Raw genomic sequence first — 16,169 nt, 5'->3', positions numbered from 1 at the left:
ATTTCAGATAACCAGTCAGTTATCAAAAAATATTAGCCAGGCAATTGACAGCCCGGCTGGCGAAGGATATAGCTTTTAACAGCAGCGCAGGCAAAAACTCGCTGCTGCCCTTAAGCAGTCATCTTCCACACCAATAAAGTAACACCACCGCAGCTGACAAGATCCAACGGGAGAATAAAAATTGCCTCCCAAACCTCCACAACATACAGATTGAGCTACGATTAGAAGTGGATGCATTTTTAAAACACGTTGATTTATATACAACTGAGTTTGTAAATCCGAATCAAACCGTATGTTGCGTCCGTAACTGACTGAGGGTGCGCTGATGACGACAAAGACCCAGGAACACAAGACTGAAGACAAACGTTTAAGTGATGGACCGGACTGGACGTTTGAATTACTCCAGGATTATCTGGAAGAAATTGACCGGGTTGCCAAAAGCTATCGGCTCGATACCTACCCGCATCAAATAGAAATTATCACCTCCGAACAGATGATGGATGCCTACTCCAGTGTTGGTATGCCCATCAACTATACCCATTGGTCCTTCGGTAAGAAGTTTATCGAGACCGAACAGCGTTATAAGCACGGCCAACAAGGGCTGGCCTATGAGATTGTGATTAACTCCAATCCCTGTATTGCCTATCTGATGGAAGAAAATACCATTACCATGCAGGCGCTGGTTATGGCTCATGCCTGCTATGGGCATAACTCCTTTTTTAAAAATAACTATCTCTTCCGCAGTTGGACCGATGCCAGTTCTATTGTCGATTACCTGCTGTTTGCCCGCCGCTATATCAGCCAGTGTGAGGAGCGCTATGGCCTGGAAGAGGTAGAGCGCCTGCTGGATTCTTGCCATGCGCTGATGAACTACGGCGTTGACCGCTATAAACGTCCGCAAAAGATCTCGCTGCAAGAAGAGAAGGCTCGCCAGGAAAGCCGTGAAGCTTATCTGCAAAGCCAGGTCAACGAGTTGTGGAAAACGCTACCGCGTCGCGATAAAGAAGATGCGCCGGAACAAGTGCGTCGCTTCCCGTCTGAACCTCAGGAAAATATCCTCTACTTTATGGAAAAAAATGCCCCGTTGCTGGAACCCTGGCAGCGTGAGATTTTGCGTATCGTACGTAAAATCAGTCAGTATTTTTATCCACAAAAACAGACGCAGGTAATGAACGAGGGCTGGGCGACCTTCTGGCACTACACCATTTTGAATCATCTCTATGATGAAGGAAAAGTCAGCGATCGCTTTATTCTGGAGTTTTTGCATAGCCATACCAATGTGGTCTATCAACCGCCGTACAATAGTCCTTATTACAGCGGTATTAACCCCTATGCCCTGGGTTTTGCCATGTTCCAGGATCTGAAGCGTATCTGTCAGTCTCCCACCGAGGAAGACAGATATTGGTTCCCGGATATTGCCGGATCTGACTGGCTGGATACCCTGCACTTTGCCATGCGGGATTTTAAAGATGAAAGTTTTATCAGCCAGTTTTTATCACCCAAAGTAATGCGCGATTTCCGCCTGTTTACCGTACTGGATGACGATCGCAATAATTATCTGGAGATCTCCTCGATTCATAATGAGGAAGGCTATCGCGCGATCCGCCAGGAACTTTCCGCCCAGTATAATCTGAGCAATCATGAGCCAAATATCCAGGTATGGAACGTTGATCTGCGCGGCGACCGTTCGCTAACGCTGCGCTATATTCCGCAAGACCGTGCTCCTCTGGATAAAAGCCGTCGCGAAGTGATGAAACACATTCATCGTTTATGGGGGTTTGATGTCTATATGGAACAACTCAATGAAGATGGCAGTATTGAGTTGCTGGAACGCTGTCCGGCACGTCCGACGCCGCTGTGAAAGGCAGTGTTCTGATTAAATAACACCGCACCTGATCAAAAAGAACCGGCAAGCAAAATGCCGGTTGAGTTTGATGACAAAGTCGTCTTGATGATCGAGATACCCGGGCATAGCACACCTAGGGGCGCTCCGGCGGGCAAGCCCGCTACGACCCCAACGGTGCACTCTCCCTAATAACGGACTTTGTCAGCCGTCTGAACCGGCAAGTAAAATGCCGGTTCTTTTTTTTTTGCACAAAACGCAGCCGGCAGCCGCCTATTTTACTAGCGACGCTTATCCGCCAGATCGCTGGGCATGGTACCCTGCATGCTATGCCAAATAGCGCCACTCTCTTTACCGTAATTGCGCACACATTCGACAATCTGCTCAAACTGTTTTTCTTCACAGATTTGTGACAATTTCAGATAAAAATCAATGGCCAGTTTACGTGCTTGCGGATTAGAAAAATAGTAACGCCCAACGCGGGTATAAAGTCCGCGCAATCCATTAATAATCAGCCCATAAATTGGATTGCCCGAAGCAAAGGCCAAACCGCGAAAAATACCGTAGTCGAGTTCGGTAAAGGCTTCGGCGCTGTCTTCGGTGACCGTTGCCTGGGCGAGCACGCGCTGCGTCTCTTCTGGATTGGAACGCATCGCTTTGCGAATAAAGATAGTGGCGATATTGGTGCGCACTGACAGGAGGTTATCAATCAGTTGCGGAACACTGGCGTGATCAAGACGAGCCAGCGTTTCCAGAATATTGAGGCCAGAGGTTTCCCAAAAATTATTCACCTTGGTGGGTTTGCCATGCTGGATTGTTAACCAACCGTCACGGGCCAGACGCTGCAATACTTCACGTAAGGTGGTACGTGTCACGCCAATCAGTTCAGAGAGTTCCCTTTCTGCTGGCAGGATAGATCCGGGAGGAAAACGACTATTCCAAATACTTTCAATGATATATTCTTCGGCAAAACCGGCAGGACTCTGTGCCTTAATAACCATGGTTGAGGCTTTCCGTTACAGCTTCGACAAGCTGCCTTTCAAGAAGTGATAATTCTTCTCATCATACCAGATGAAAATCTCGCGTTACAGCGTCGCTGCGGTACTTATGTTGAAAATGTGCATGGCCTTGCATTTTTTTATAAATCAAATAAAACCAGGCAAGTTTTAACGCCGGGACGCCGCGTGCGTGATAAATTCCGCCGCACTGATGATTGCATAAATTGTATGTTAAACGATGGCAGCAAGTGACCTGCCGCTCGGCGAACGAATTGAATAGTTTTGGCGATCGGATTACGATTAGGTGAATAAAAAGCCATGACTCTTTCACAGATGTTTAGGCGTTGTTGCTAAAGTGGCATAAAAAGTAAGAAAGCACGCAAGACTACGAATTTACGTGCTATTTTTTGCGGATTTTTTCCTTAACTTGCTGGCAGTTCAGATGAATTGGTTTACACTGCCTGTCGATAGCTTACTGCATGGATAATAAACCTATGTTGCAATATCTTAACCGTTGCTCGCAGGGGCGCGGTGCTTGGCTCTTGATGGCATTTACCGCTCTGATCCTTGAGCTGGTAGCACTTTATTTTCAACACGTTATGTTGTTAAAACCCTGTGTCATGTGTATTTACGAACGTTGCGCACTTTTTGGCATCCTGGGAGCCGGTTTGGTGGGCTCTATTGCTCCGTCCAGCTCATTGCGCTATGCCGCTATAGTGATCTGGATTTATAGTGCCTGGGAAGGAATACGTTTGTCATGGCAACACACGATGATCCAGCTTCACCCCTCTCCTTTTGCTACCTGTGATTTTGCCGCCCGCTTCCCAAGCTGGTTACCTTTGGATAAATGGTTTCCAGGCATTTTTGTTGCATCCGGTGACTGTGCAGAAAAGCAGTGGCAGTTTCTAAGCCTGGGTATGCCACAGTGGCTAGTGGTGATTTTCAGCGTATTTATGCTTATTGGCGTTCTGGTGGTTTTTGCCCAGTTTGTTAAACCAAGACGTCGCGATTTATTTGGTCGTTGATACATCCGCTCTCCCGTTTTGAAAAAGCTCCTTTCCTATAAGGAGCTTCAGACTGCTGACAAAGTCTGTTATTAGGGAGAGTGCACCGTTGGGGTCGTAGCGGGCTTGCCCGCCGGAGCGCCCCTAGGTGTGCTATGCCCGGGTATCTCGATCATCAAGACGACTTTGTCATCAAACTCAAGCTCCTTTCCTATAAGGAGCTTTTTTATTGCCTGTTAATCGGCAATTATCTTCCCGGCAGTCTCTCTGCGCGTTATATCCGGCGGTAAAAATCGGCAGATCCTCAGGAACTGTTGCCCCGGCCCGTCCACCCAACTTGTACACATCCCCCTGCCAGGCCAATAACTATTAGGCCACCATCAAAAAATATGAGGGCTTGCCATTATGCACATTACCACTTCTTGTCAACCTGCCCTGACGGCGAGGTTTTCTTCTTGCATGCCTTTACTGTTATCCGCAGATTCAGGTCATCAGAATGGGCAGCAGATGCTTAAGCTGAGTAATGTCAATGTGCTGGATTTGGCCGCGATGAAAAGGTCTCAGGAGTTTGAACTTGAATTACTGATGCAGTTGATCACCGAGCTAACCTTATTGCTGTTTGCTTCTTTTAATCATAATGCCAATCCTGCTTCATCCTGTACGCTCCCCGCCGGGTACTTAAACAACACAGTAAACCCGGTTATCAATTTTGCTACCAACAACCGGTTATTATCTGCTAAATCAGCGCTGGCAACAGCAAATAACCTGTCTCCCTCTGAGAGTAATAAGATCTCTTTTGAAAACCGGTCTACAGAACAGCCAGAAAAACCGGTCATTCATCAGAGTATCACCAAAGTGTTTAATGGATTCAGACAGTCGTATGGCTCACTAAACTGTATCACGGTGTCGGCAATTAAAGCGGCGATGATCAAATTTGGGCAAACCCCGGCAGAGGTTTACCAGCAGGTTACCACTGATAATGAAGGCTTTAACATCACTATGCGTGACGGTTTTACTCTGCGTTTATCGCCAGGTGAACTGCAGCAGGCGACGCGAGCGTCAGGGTTTATCGGCGAGGACAAGAAGATGATCGGCGACGCTAACTTTATGTACGCCGTCAGCGCCAAACGCGCACAGCTGGAAAATAATGATGGCCATGCCAACCGTAGTTATGCCAATGCATTACGCAGCCTGGATGATACCGAGCATAGTGGTGAGGGATTAAAACGCCTGGGATTAACGGCATATATGAGCAAAAGCAGTGCCCAGGCATTAGCTAATGGCACCCTGGGGACACTGGAGCGCAACGGGCACTCCGTGGCGGTGATCAATGGCCGGGAAGAAATCTATGGCACAGTAGGCAATGCGCCCCGCCATGGCTACGCCATCGCTCTGGGTTAAGATCCCCCTGATATCCGGCATGCCTTAAATAAACTCATATAATTGCTGATTAAAGACCCATTGCTTTTATTGACATTTGCTACGCTCTGGCTAACAAACTCCGCGTATCTATTTAAATCTTGCCTACTCATCAGGGAATAAACGCCATGACAGACTATCCTAAGCTCCTTAAGCCGGAAGAGATCAAAATCCACCGTTTTTTCGTGACACCAGTGGCACAAGTTGCCCATCCGGCGGCAGAGATCCTCAATCAGGTATTGAAAGAAGAAATTGCACAAAACCAGGCAGAAAATAGCAATGGCGTACGGCATAGCAACGAGGGTGGATGGCAGTCCACTGCGGATTTCAATCAATGGCCAGGTGAAGGCGCCGTGGCACTGACCGCGTTTGCCAAAGAATTAGCCTACGAATTAACGGCGGTATCGCACCCGGAGCATGGGCTGGTGATGCCGGAATTTGACTGGAATATCAACGCCTGGGTTAATATCAATTATACTGGCAATGCCAATGCACTGCACGCGCATCCGGGGGCATTTTGGTCCTGCGTGTATTGGGTAGATGATGGCAGCAGTGAAGAAGAACCCAATGTTGGCGGCGAACTGCAGTTTCGTGACCCGCGCGGTGTATTGCCGTCAATGTACAATCCGGAACTGAAAATGCGCATTGAAGGCTGCTTAAGTGCCGGTCTTACCACCTCGATCACCCCAAAAAGTGGTTCCATCGCCATGTTCCCTTCATGGCTGCTACACTCGGTCAATCTGTATACCGGAACGCGACCGCGCATCTCCATCGCCTTTAACTTTAGTCTGTAATACTCAACTATTGGCACCAGGCTCTGAGGCGCTTATAGCGCCCCTGGGTGTGCTATGCCCGGGTATCTCGATCATCAAGACGACTTTGTCATCAAACTCAGGCGCTTATAGCGCCGTCAAGTTATTTCACCCAGCCTGGTGCGTTGAGAACAGAGGGATATGGCAAAATCCGCTTCCATGCAGAAACAGAGTTCCGGCATGATCTTGACTCATCTAAACGGAGGTTGTTCAGGTTAATTAGCAGGCGAGTAAGACAGGGGTTATTGGGATAGATTAAAAAAAATACATAACCATATTGAGTGAGTGGGTATTGCCTGCTACAGTTTTGTCGTCATTGTATTTGGCTGTAGTGACTCACATTCTTATAAAAAAGGAGCCTCAGTATGCATATTTCGTCCGTATTACCCGAAGATGCACCAAAAATGCATGACAACACAATTTTGTCTCCAATAACTGAATCTCACTATAAAGCGATTTTACCAGAAGTCTATAAAACAAATGTCGCCACTGTTAATAGCCTGATTAGCAGTATTTTAGACTATAGATTGCCCACGATGACATTACCTCCTGATAATTGGGCTCGGTTTTGTAAGACTTATATTGAGGCGCAATCTGATGCTCTCGTGTGGATAAATCAAGTTATTGCTCGATTTGATAATATCCCACAGGATGTCCAAAGCTACCACCAGGACATTACTATTATACTTGCTGATGCCATTACCATGGCTCAGTGCATGATCGATAATCCAGAACGCCGTCTTATATATGCATCACTGCTCAACCAAGATTTAACCATCATCGCTAATAAATTAAATATGGTACTCGGTTTTGTGAAAGGGACTATTGATGCTTTAAATGATTTTCAGAATGCATTGTCCAAAACAGCAGGAAAATTACACAACCTGGCTACTATAGCAAGTCAAGATGCAAAAGTTGATCAGCAAAAAAACACTGCATTAAAAAAATCAATTAATGATTTGAATGAGAGCGTTATGGGACTCACTACCAGCATTGTTTGCCTGGGTATTGCCGATGCCGCGGCCATTGCTATAGGCAGTCTTGCCACTATACTCGCCTTCCCTATAGGAGGTTTGGCGTGGCTTTTTTGTGCACCCGCAATAATCACCGCATCCGTGTTCATTGATTTAAATTCTAAAAAAATAAAAGCAGAAAAAATTCTTATTGAAACAACACAGAGAGAAATGGATCAACGAGCACAAAATGTGTCAACGCTACATCTATTGGCTCAAACTTATACGGGTTTAGCTAAATCATCTTCCTCTGCCAAAGATAATCTGTATCAGATTTTAGAAAATTGGCATACGTTAGCCAGTGATTTTTCTGAGTCTATAAAGGATATTCACAAAGTCGTGTTAGATGTAAAAAATTGCAATGACCAGGACATTGTTGAAGATTTAACACTGGCAAATGATTGCTGGCAAAAGGCTTACAATGATGCGGGAAGCTTAACGATTAATCTTGACCATTCTGATGCTGAAATTGATATAGGCATGAATGAGCATGATATTAAAAAAGCTTACCAATCAAGTAATGTTGTCGATATTGTCACTTATTTTAATTAATTTTTTAATGGCCGAGCGATATGAACATAATGCAAAAACTCTCAAATAAGCGCCTGACGAACTTTAAGTTGAAAAACCAACAGGACCCGCAAGCGGGGCACTAACGGAACAGATGGGGCACACACCTGCCCAGATAGTTTATCGAGCGTATAAGAAAGTAATAAGAAAAAACAGCAACACAATGAACATGCCGAACGCGGGATTTACGACCAATGCCCCGTATATACCCCGCACAGTATCACAGCGATGAAATTTTTCTTTCACTTCATGCGGTTACTTCGCCCAGCTTGGTTTATTGAGGATATGATCCTGCCAGTCATCCACATCGTCTTCGCGCACGGCAATATTGCGGACCGAAATACGCGCGGTATGCATCGCTGACTTGGAGGCGTTGTGGCGTAAAGGATGCCACGGCAGCAGATCTTTGCCTTCACCAATCAGACGGTAAGCACAGGTTGGCGGCAACCAGTCGAAGGTCGTAAGATTTTCGCGCGTTAACTTGATACAGTCTTCTTCCAGCGTGAAACGCTTTTCATAATTGCGACACTGGCAGGATTTTATATTCAGTTGGTTGCAGGCAACGTTTGTGAAGTAAATTTCTTCCGTGTCTTCATCAATTAATTTGTGTAAACAGCATTGCCCACAACCGTCGCACAGTGCTTCCCATTCGTCATCGGTCATTTCAGGCAGCGTTTTTTGCTGCCAAAAAGCGAGTTGAGACATAGTGACATCCGGTTTTAGTAAAATCAGGCAGACTATATAGACGTTTTAGCGGTCAGATGCAAGCAAAGCCGCCGGCAAAGCACCGGCGACAGCGGCTCAAATTACTCGCGTGGTTAATAATTTCCCGTTAAGGGATATCTCAATCTGATCGCCGGCCAGCATCGGCCCTACCCCGGGAGGGGTACCGGTAATAATAATATCGCCCGCACGCAGCGTAAAGAAACGGCTCATATAGGCAATCAGCGGCACAATAGGCGTAAGCATATCCCGCGTATTGCCCTGCTGGCGTACTTTACCATTGACCACCAGCTTGAGCTCTGCCTGCTGGGCATCGCCAAACTCGGCGGCAGGGATAAATCTCGAGACCGGGCACGAGCCATCAAACCCCTTGGCTTTTTCCCACGGCTGCCCTTGACTGATAAAACCGGCCTGCAATTCCCGCAAGGTAAGATCCAGCGCCACGCCATAACCGGCAATGGCCTCCACGACCCGCTCTTCGCTGGCCTGTTTTAACGGTGAGCCGATGAGGATCGCCAGTTCAATTTCGTGATGGACCACGCCAAACTCGGTCGGGATGGCAATGGGTTGATGAAGATCGCACAATGCCGTTTCCGGCTTGATAAACAGCAAGGGTTCAGCCGCCCTTGCGCTACCCATCTCTTTAATATGTTCTGCATAATTATTACCGACACAGACGACTTTACTGGCCGGAAATTCCAACAGTGCACCTTGCCAGTCACGATGTTGATACATGGGATCCGCTGCCTTATTCGATAGGTTTAGCCGGGTTATCCGCAATACCGTCGGCCATCATGCCAATGCTGATAGCAAAATAGTAAGAGCGGTTCCAGTGCATAAGGGTTCTGAAGTTATCGTAAACCAAAAATGCCCGGCCTTGTTGATCATCTGGGGTGATGATCCAGGCACGCGTCACAGAAGTGGGTAAAGGTTTGCCGTCGGCCGAGACTATTCCCTGTTGCTGCCACTCGCTGACACTGTGCATTTGCGGATTTTTCAGGCCCAGTTGACTGGCATCAAACCCGGACGGCAGTTTGACTTCCTGGCCCCACCCCTCTGCCGATTTCCAGCCTTCGGTAGAGAGGTAATTGGCCACCGAGGCAAACACATCGTCGGTATTGCTCCAGATATCGATCTTGCCATCATTATTGCCGTCCGCGCCATAGCGCAGATAGGAACTGGGCATAAACTGTGACTGGCCCATGGCCCCCGCCCAGGATCCTTTCATCATATCGCTGGTTGCCTTGCCTTGATCAACAATGGTCAGGGCAGCAAGCAGCTCCTGGGTGAAAAAGGCTTCCCGGCGGCCTTCAAAGGCCAGGGTAGCAAGAGCGGAAAATACATCTTCTTTGCCCTGCAGCTTGCCGAAATTACTCTCCATGCCCCACAGGGCGACAATATATTGCGCGGGAACCCCATAGCGGCTGCTGACCTGCTGCAACGCCGTAGCATTTTGCTGATACTGAACTTTGCCCTGCTCTATTTTCGACTCCGGCAGCACACGTTTGAGGTAATCGTCGAGGGTGATTTTGTTTTCCAACTGATTACGATCAGAGCTAATTACCCGATCGATAAAATGAGCGTTGGCAAAGGCCGTATCGATGGTGGCCTGACTGATGCCTTGCTGTCTGGCCTTGTCTTTGAGCTGTTGCACATAGGCAGGAAACTCATCCGGATTGCGCCCTTGTGCAGCCAGGGTGGTTTGCCCCGCCTTTGGCACCAGAGGAGCGGCAGTTGGCGCGGGTAATGGCGCCGGATGATTTATATCACTGGCACAGCTGGTTAACATAATGACACCCATCGCCAGGGTGATAACCGACAATCTCATCGCATGCTTCCTTTTCATGACTGGCAGGTTTTACAGCAGGTGGTATATCCGGGTAGTCAACACCGCCTTGGCCTATGCAAAGTGTACTCTGTCGGATGCCGAGGGTGAATGCCTGCCTGCTGCGGATTATCTTAAAAACGCGCAATCTCGGATTTTGCCTAAAATCCCGGGTTATCGCGCAGGCAACCGCAGCAGCTAAGTGAGTATGAGAGCTAACTCGGTGCAAAAGATGAATAAAAACCGACATCAGCTCGCAAATTTACCGGCTAAAAAGGAGTAATCTGATTAATTATTTGCGGTGTTCAGATGCATATTCAGTAAATTTTCAACAGGCGGTGGAACCTGCAGGTAATATCCTTGTTCAGTCAGCTCTTGTTTAACTTTTTCAATATCTGCAGTGGCCAGTTTTTCTCTGGTTCCCAGATTGACTATCATTGAAAAAATCGGCTGACCAAAACTTTTCATCAGTTCTTCAGGAACCTGGGTGAAATCGTCCTTTTTTTCGACATAAAGGTAGGTCTGGTCGCGTTTGGTACTTCTATAGATCGCACAAAGCATTTTTTTAACTCTATTTTATTGGAACGGTGGCTTGCCTAGATATAACTGTAACTATACCATGCATAACGTACATCGGAATATCGCCCCCCGTGTGGTATTCCGGGGATTTAAAGTTGCTGAGACTGAGTCAGGATAGATGTCACAATCGCCAATAGAACTAAAAGGCAGCAGTTTTACCTTATCCGTTGTGCATTTATATAGTGCACAACCCGAGGTTATTCACCAGGCATTACAGGAAAAAGTGGAGCAGGCTCCGGCTTTTCTGAAAAATGCCCCTGTTGTTATTAACGTTGCAGCACTGAACAGTGATGTAGACTGGAAGAACATTCAACAGGCTGTCATTTCTGCAGGCTTTCGCGTCGTCGGCATCAGTGGTTGCAAGGATGAGCAGCAAAAGCTCGCGATCTCACTTACCGGTTTACCGCTGTTGAGCGAGGGTCGGGCAAATCGTACTGCTGCTGAACCTCCTGCTGCCCCTGTGGTGCCAGATGATGCACCCGCCAAAACGCGGATTGTCAGTACGCCAGTCCGTTCAGGTCAACAAATTTACGCCCGTAACAGCGATCTTATTGTAACCAGCAGCGTGAGTGCCGGTGCCGAGCTTATTGCCGATGGAAATATCCATATTTACGGCACGATGCGCGGCAGGGCATTGGCTGGCGCTGCCGGTGATACGAATTGTCAGATTTTTTGCACGCATCTGGGGGCTGAACTAGTCTCTATCGCAGGGCAGTATTGGTTGAGTGAGCAAATCCCGTCTGATTTTTTTGGACAGGCAGCAAGACTTAGCCTCCTGGATAACGTGTTAACCGTTAAACCTCTATATTAAGTCTCTGCCCGCATGGCTAAAGCGGACAGTCACTACGACCTTTGACAAGGAATCCTTACATGGCACGCATCATTGTTGTTACATCGGGTAAAGGGGGCGTTGGCAAAACCACATCAAGCGCTGCCATTGCTACCGGCCTTGCCCAAAGAGGCAAAAAAACCGTGGTCATTGATTTTGACATCGGTTTGCGTAATCTCGACCTGATTATGGGTTGTGAACGCCGCGTTGTGTATGATTTTGTCAATGTTATTCAGGGTGATGCCACGCTGAATCAGGCGCTTATCAAAGACAAGCGCACCGAAAATCTCTTCATTCTGCCCGCCTCGCAGACGCGCGATAAAGATGCGCTGACCCGTGAGGGTGTCGAAAAAATCCTGACTGAACTGGGCGAAATGGAGTTCGATTTCGTGGTCTGTGATTCACCGGCTGGTATCGAAACCGGCGCGCTGATGGCACTCTATTTTGCCGATGAAGCCGTGATTACCACTAACCCGGAAGTCTCTTCTGTTCGTGACTCGGACCGCATTTTGGGTATTTTGTCATCAAAATCCCGTCGTGCCGAACTGGGCGAGGAACCGATCAAAGAACATCTGTTGCTTACCCGCTACAACCCTGGCCGCGTTAACCGCGGTGATATGCTGAGCATGGAAGATGTGCTGGAAATCCTGCGCATTCCTTTAATTGGCGTGATCCCGGAAGATCAGTCGGTACTGCGCGCATCCAACCAGGGTGAGCCGGTTATTCTGGATCTGGAGTCTGACGCAGGCAAGGCATACGATGACACAGTAAGTCGTTTGCTGGGTGAGGAACGTACGTTCCGTTTTATTGAAGAAGAGAAGAAGAGTTTCCTGAAACGCCTGTTTGGGGGATAAACCATGGCATTGTTAGATTTCTTTTTGTCCCGCAAAAAATCGACAGCCAACATAGCCAAGGAACGGCTACAGATTATCGTAGCTGAGCGGCGTCGAGGGGACAGCGAACCTGCTTATTTGCCGGATTTGAAACGGGATATTTTAGCGGTGATCTGTAAGTACATTCAGATTGACCCTGAAATGCTCCACGTTCAGTTCGAGCAAAAAGGCGACGATATATCGGTGCTTGAACTGAACGTGACCTTACCGGAATCAGAAGAAGCACCTAAATGACCGAGCGGGTTTGATCCTCCCTGTTTCTGACAGGGAGGATAGGCTATGCCTGTAAAACCCGCAGGTTGTTCGCTGTTAATATTGTTGCAGGATAGCCGACAGACGGTCCGCCAGTAACTCACCGCGCCAACCACTGACCAACTCCGGCGGCTGTTCTTTGCTTTTCAGTTGCCAATGCCAGTTCAATACCTGGTTAATTTGCCGACGTGAAGCCAGCAGTTCCACGCTCAAACCTGTTTCTTCGCTCACTGTCTGAATCAACGCCTTGATATCTTTAAACACCTTTTTGTAACCCGGGCGGTCGATAAGATTTGCCAGCGGTGCCGGCAAAGCGGACTCTTCCAGCGCTTCGGCTTCGGCCACCAGAGCCAACAGCGTACGTCCATGATAGCGAATTTCCGGACCGCTCAATCCCAATGATTCCAACTCACCCAGTGAGGTCGGCTGGTAGCGAGCAACCTGCAACAGGTTTTCTTCACGCACCACAAAGTTCACCGCCAAATCGCGCTGACGTGCCTGAGTCAAACGCCATGAGGCCAGTTTTTGCAGGCAAGCGAGTTGACGGGGACGCAATTGCCAGGCGTTGCCAATCTCCAGATAGGCCAGTTCAGGCTGCAAGATTTCGCTACGGCGTCGGCACAGCGCCAGGCATTCATCCAGCGCAGCATCCATCCAGCCAGCATCGCGGGTTTCCTGCTCAAGTTGACGAGCAAGCGGCAACAGATAAAGCACATCAGCGGCGGCATAATCGCACTGCTTTTGTGTCAGGGGTCTGGCCATCCAGTCGGTGCGCGACTCACTTTTATCCAGTTCAATCTGCGTCGTTTCTGCCACCAGCCGGGCAAAGCCGCAGGATAATGGACGTCCGCTAAATGCCGCCAGGATTTGACTGTCGATTAATGGCGTCGGCATCACCCCGAACGCATTAAGAAAAACTTCAAGATCTTCACTGCCAGCATGTAGAAACTTGACCACATTGGTGTTGGTCAGCAAATCGATAAAGGGCTGCCAGGCGGTGATGGGTAAAGGATCGATCAGCGTCAGGGTTTCACCATCAAAGAGTTGGATAAGCCCCAACTGCGGATAGTAAGTACGGGTTCTGACAAATTCGGTATCCAGGGCAACCTGTGGGAATTGCTGCGCCTGCTGACAAACGGTTGCCAGATCTTCATTGCTAACGATCAACTGATAATTCAAAGCGTTTTCTCTTTTCACTGTTAGAAACCGAGTCGGCCAGAGCTCAGCCGCCGGACATAAGAAGGATAAGTATTACTGCTTCGCATAGCGTGCATTATAACGTGAAAACGCCGGACATAGTCCGGCGTTAAAACATGACCCGCGAAAATAGCACGATGACATTAAGCAGCGTTCTGTGCGTCGTCGCGTGCTTTTGGTCGGTCTTGCTGCTCGCGCAACTCACGGCGCAGGATTTTGCCCACATTTGACTTGGGCAACTCGTCGCGAAACTCAATGATTTTCGGTACTTTGTAGCCGGTCAGATTACGCCGACAGTGGTCAAGCAGTTCGTCGGCGGTTAATGACGGATCCTTTTTCACTACGCAGATTTTTACTTTCTCACCGGAAGAGTGGCTCGGCACGCCAATAGCCGCAACTTCCAGCACCTTGGCATGTTGTGATACCACTTCTTCAATTTCATTAGGATAAACATTGAATCCGGACACCAGGATCATGTCTTTTTTGCGATCGACAATGCGCAAAAAGCCTTGTTCATCCACGGTAACAATATCTCCGGTGGAGAGCCAGCCATCTTTTAATACTTCATCCGTCGCCTCGGGACGCTGCCAGTAACCGAGCATCACCTGTGGCCCCTTGACCAACAGCTCGCCCGGCTGTCCCCAGGGCACATCCCGCCCGGCATCATCCACCAAACGGATCTCGGTGGAGGGTACCGGCAAACCAATGCTGCCACTGTAATGTTTGAGATCGTAGGGATTCCCGGCTACCAGCGGCGAGCATTCGGTCAGGCCATAGCCCTCCAGCAGATGCTTGCCTGTCAGTTGTTCCCATTTATCCGCCACGGACTTCTGCACCGACATGCCGCCACCCACCGACAGCCGCAGAGTAGAGAAATCGAGTTTGTGGAAATCCGCATTATTGAGCATGGCGTTAAACAACGTATTGACGCCGCTTATTGCAGTAAAGGGGTAGCGCGCCAACTCTTTGACAAATCCGGGGATATCCCGTGGATTGGTGATCAGCAGACTGCGCCCGCCCAGTTCGATAAACAGCAGGCAGTTCACCGTCAAGGCAAAGATATGATAGAGCGGCAGTGCGGTAACAATCAGCTCTTGCCCAGGTCGCAGCAGCGGTGCATAGGCGGCTTTGGCCTGCTCCAGATTAGCCTGCATATTGCGATGGGTCAGCATGGCGCCTTTGGCCACGCCGGTGGTACCGCCGGTATATTGCAGAAAGGCCAAATCATCGTTGATCACATCGGGTTTGACGTACTGCATGCGCCGTCCCAGCTGGATCACGCTACGAAATGAGATGGCATTGGGCAGATGGTATTTGGGTACCAGACGTTTGATATATTTGACGACAAAATTTACCAGCGTAGCTTTGGCTGGCGAAAGCTGGTCGCCCATCCGCGTCAGGATCACATGCTTGACCTGGGTGTTATAAACAATTTTTTCCAGGGTATGGGCAAAATTGGAGACAATCACAATAGCGCTGGCCGCGCTGTCATTTAATTGATGTTCCAGTTCACGCGGGGTATATAGCGGATTGACGTTCACCACCACCATTCCTGCACGTAATACGCCAAACAGCGCAATAGGGTATTGCAACAGATTGGGCATCATCAGCGCCACGCGATCGCCTTTTTTCAGTCCAAGCTCATTTTGCAGATAAGCGGCAAACGCCCGGCTGCGCTCTTCAAGCTTGCGAAAGGTCATCACCTCGCCCATATTGATAAACGCCGGGCTGTCTGCGTAGCGCAGAGCCGCGTTCTCAAACATCTCAACCAGCGAGCTGTAGCGATTGGGGTCGATGTTCTCGGGAACATCTGCCGGGTAACGTTTTAGCCAGACCTTTTCCAAGGTATTACTCCTGATATCATTATCCAGTGCACACTCAATCACGCAGTTTTACCCTGCGCTTAACAATATTTTAACTCATCTTACCAGCTAAGTTTTAAACAATGCTTAGGTTGAGAGGCTGGTCACTAATTTTTTCCGCTTTCCATAGCGGCCCAGTAAAAAAGACAGACAACGCTGCCAAATAGAGTTACTTCAGACTGCTGACAAAGTCCGTTATTAGGGAGAGTGCACCGTTGGGGTCGTAGCGGGCTTGCCCGCCGGAGCGCCCCTGGGTGTGCTATGCCCGGGTATCTCGATCATCAAGACGACTTGGTCATCAAACTCACTTACAACATTTTGCAGTTGAATCCTCGGTTACGTTGCCCCCA

General features: G+C 48.6%; 15 protein-coding genes. 8 read left to right on the top strand and 7 right to left on the bottom strand.

Annotation, left to right across the window (positions count from 1 at the left end; all coding sequences use genetic code 11):
• Positions 1-325 precede the first annotated feature (325 nt).
• Positions 326-1,861, top strand: coding sequence for a SpoVR family protein (locus GW590_RS07625; RefSeq protein ID WP_169402412.1), 1,536 nt, complete (start codon positions 326-328; stop codon positions 1,859-1,861).
• A 263-nt stretch (positions 1,862-2,124) separates the two neighbouring features.
• Here the strand turns inward: GW590_RS07625 and fadR are convergent, their stop codons facing one another.
• Positions 2,125-2,844: a fatty acid metabolism transcriptional regulator FadR gene (gene fadR / locus GW590_RS07620; RefSeq protein WP_169402411.1), complete on the bottom strand. Its 720-nt coding sequence runs from the start codon at positions 2,842-2,844 to the stop codon at positions 2,125-2,127.
• 491 nt (positions 2,845-3,335) lie between these two features.
• Here fadR and dsbB point away from each other — a divergent pair, with 491 nt between their 5' ends.
• The 4 genes from dsbB (at position 3,336) to GW590_RS07600 (ending at position 7,641) form a co-directional block, all read left to right on the top strand.
• On the top strand, positions 3,336-3,866 hold the full coding sequence (gene dsbB / locus GW590_RS07615; RefSeq protein ID WP_169402410.1) for a disulfide bond formation protein DsbB: 531 nt from the start codon (positions 3,336-3,338) through the stop codon (positions 3,864-3,866).
• Positions 3,867-4,352: 486 nt separating this feature from the next.
• Complete coding sequence (locus GW590_RS07610) at positions 4,353-5,246, top strand: hypothetical protein (RefSeq protein ID WP_169402409.1); 894 nt, start codon at positions 4,353-4,355, stop codon at positions 5,244-5,246.
• 146 nt (positions 5,247-5,392) lie between these two features.
• Positions 5,393-6,058: a TIGR02466 family protein gene (locus GW590_RS07605; RefSeq protein WP_169402408.1), complete on the top strand. Its 666-nt coding sequence runs from the start codon at positions 5,393-5,395 to the stop codon at positions 6,056-6,058.
• A gap of 383 nt (positions 6,059-6,441) precedes the next feature.
• Positions 6,442-7,641, top strand: a complete 1,200-nt coding sequence (locus GW590_RS07600; RefSeq protein WP_169402407.1) for a hypothetical protein — start codon at positions 6,442-6,444, stop codon at positions 7,639-7,641.
• A 273-nt stretch (positions 7,642-7,914) separates the two neighbouring features.
• Here the strand turns inward: GW590_RS07600 and GW590_RS07595 are convergent, their stop codons facing one another.
• The 4 genes from GW590_RS07595 to GW590_RS07580 form a co-directional block, all read right to left on the bottom strand.
• On the bottom strand, positions 7,915-8,364 hold the full coding sequence (locus GW590_RS07595) for a YcgN family cysteine cluster protein (RefSeq protein ID WP_169402406.1): 450 nt from the start codon (positions 8,362-8,364) through the stop codon (positions 7,915-7,917).
• Between the two features lie 96 nt (positions 8,365-8,460).
• Positions 8,461-9,117: a fumarylacetoacetate hydrolase family protein gene (locus GW590_RS07590; RefSeq protein ID WP_169402405.1), complete on the bottom strand. Its 657-nt coding sequence runs from the start codon at positions 9,115-9,117 to the stop codon at positions 8,461-8,463.
• Between the two features lie 13 nt (positions 9,118-9,130).
• Entirely contained in the window at positions 9,131-10,210 is a 1,080-nt protein-coding gene (locus GW590_RS07585; RefSeq protein ID WP_169402404.1) for a lytic murein transglycosylase, read from the bottom strand.
• A 285-nt stretch (positions 10,211-10,495) separates the two neighbouring features.
• Positions 10,496-10,768, bottom strand: coding sequence for a YcgL domain-containing protein (locus tag GW590_RS07580; protein WP_169402403.1), 273 nt, complete (start codon positions 10,766-10,768; stop codon positions 10,496-10,498).
• A gap of 136 nt (positions 10,769-10,904) precedes the next feature.
• On the opposite strand from GW590_RS07580, the gene minC reads away from it, so the two are divergent.
• Genes minC through minE form a run of 3 tightly spaced genes read left to right on the top strand, consistent with a single transcriptional unit; the run spans position 10,905 to position 12,742 of the window.
• On the top strand, positions 10,905-11,597 hold the full coding sequence (gene minC / locus GW590_RS07575) for a septum site-determining protein MinC (RefSeq protein ID WP_169402402.1): 693 nt from the start codon (positions 10,905-10,907) through the stop codon (positions 11,595-11,597).
• A 59-nt stretch (positions 11,598-11,656) separates the two neighbouring features.
• Positions 11,657-12,469, top strand: a complete 813-nt coding sequence (gene minD / locus GW590_RS07570; protein ID WP_169402401.1) for a septum site-determining protein MinD — start codon at positions 11,657-11,659, stop codon at positions 12,467-12,469.
• 3 nt (positions 12,470-12,472) lie between these two features.
• Positions 12,473-12,742 (top strand): cell division topological specificity factor MinE, encoded by a 270-nt coding sequence (gene minE / locus GW590_RS07565; RefSeq protein ID WP_169402400.1) that lies wholly within the window; start codon positions 12,473-12,475, stop codon positions 12,740-12,742.
• Between the two features lie 75 nt (positions 12,743-12,817).
• Here minE and rnd read toward each other — a convergent pair whose 3' ends face one another.
• Complete coding sequence (rnd, locus tag GW590_RS07560) at positions 12,818-13,939, bottom strand: ribonuclease D (RefSeq protein ID WP_169402399.1); 1,122 nt, start codon at positions 13,937-13,939, stop codon at positions 12,818-12,820.
• A gap of 161 nt (positions 13,940-14,100) precedes the next feature.
• The gene (gene fadD / locus GW590_RS07555) at positions 14,101-15,801 is read right to left on the bottom strand and encodes a long-chain-fatty-acid--CoA ligase FadD (RefSeq protein ID WP_169402398.1); all 1,701 of its coding nucleotides are present in this window, start codon (positions 15,799-15,801) and stop codon (positions 14,101-14,103) included.
• Positions 15,802-16,169: the final 368 nt, after the last annotated feature.

Origin of the sequence: Rouxiella aceris (genome assembly GCF_012933545.1) — a bacterium.
Lineage (GTDB): Bacteria > Pseudomonadota > Gammaproteobacteria > Enterobacterales > Enterobacteriaceae > Rouxiella > Rouxiella aceris.
The sequence above is the reverse complement of the archived record's forward strand: the minus strand, read 5'-3'. Positions and strand labels throughout refer to the sequence as shown.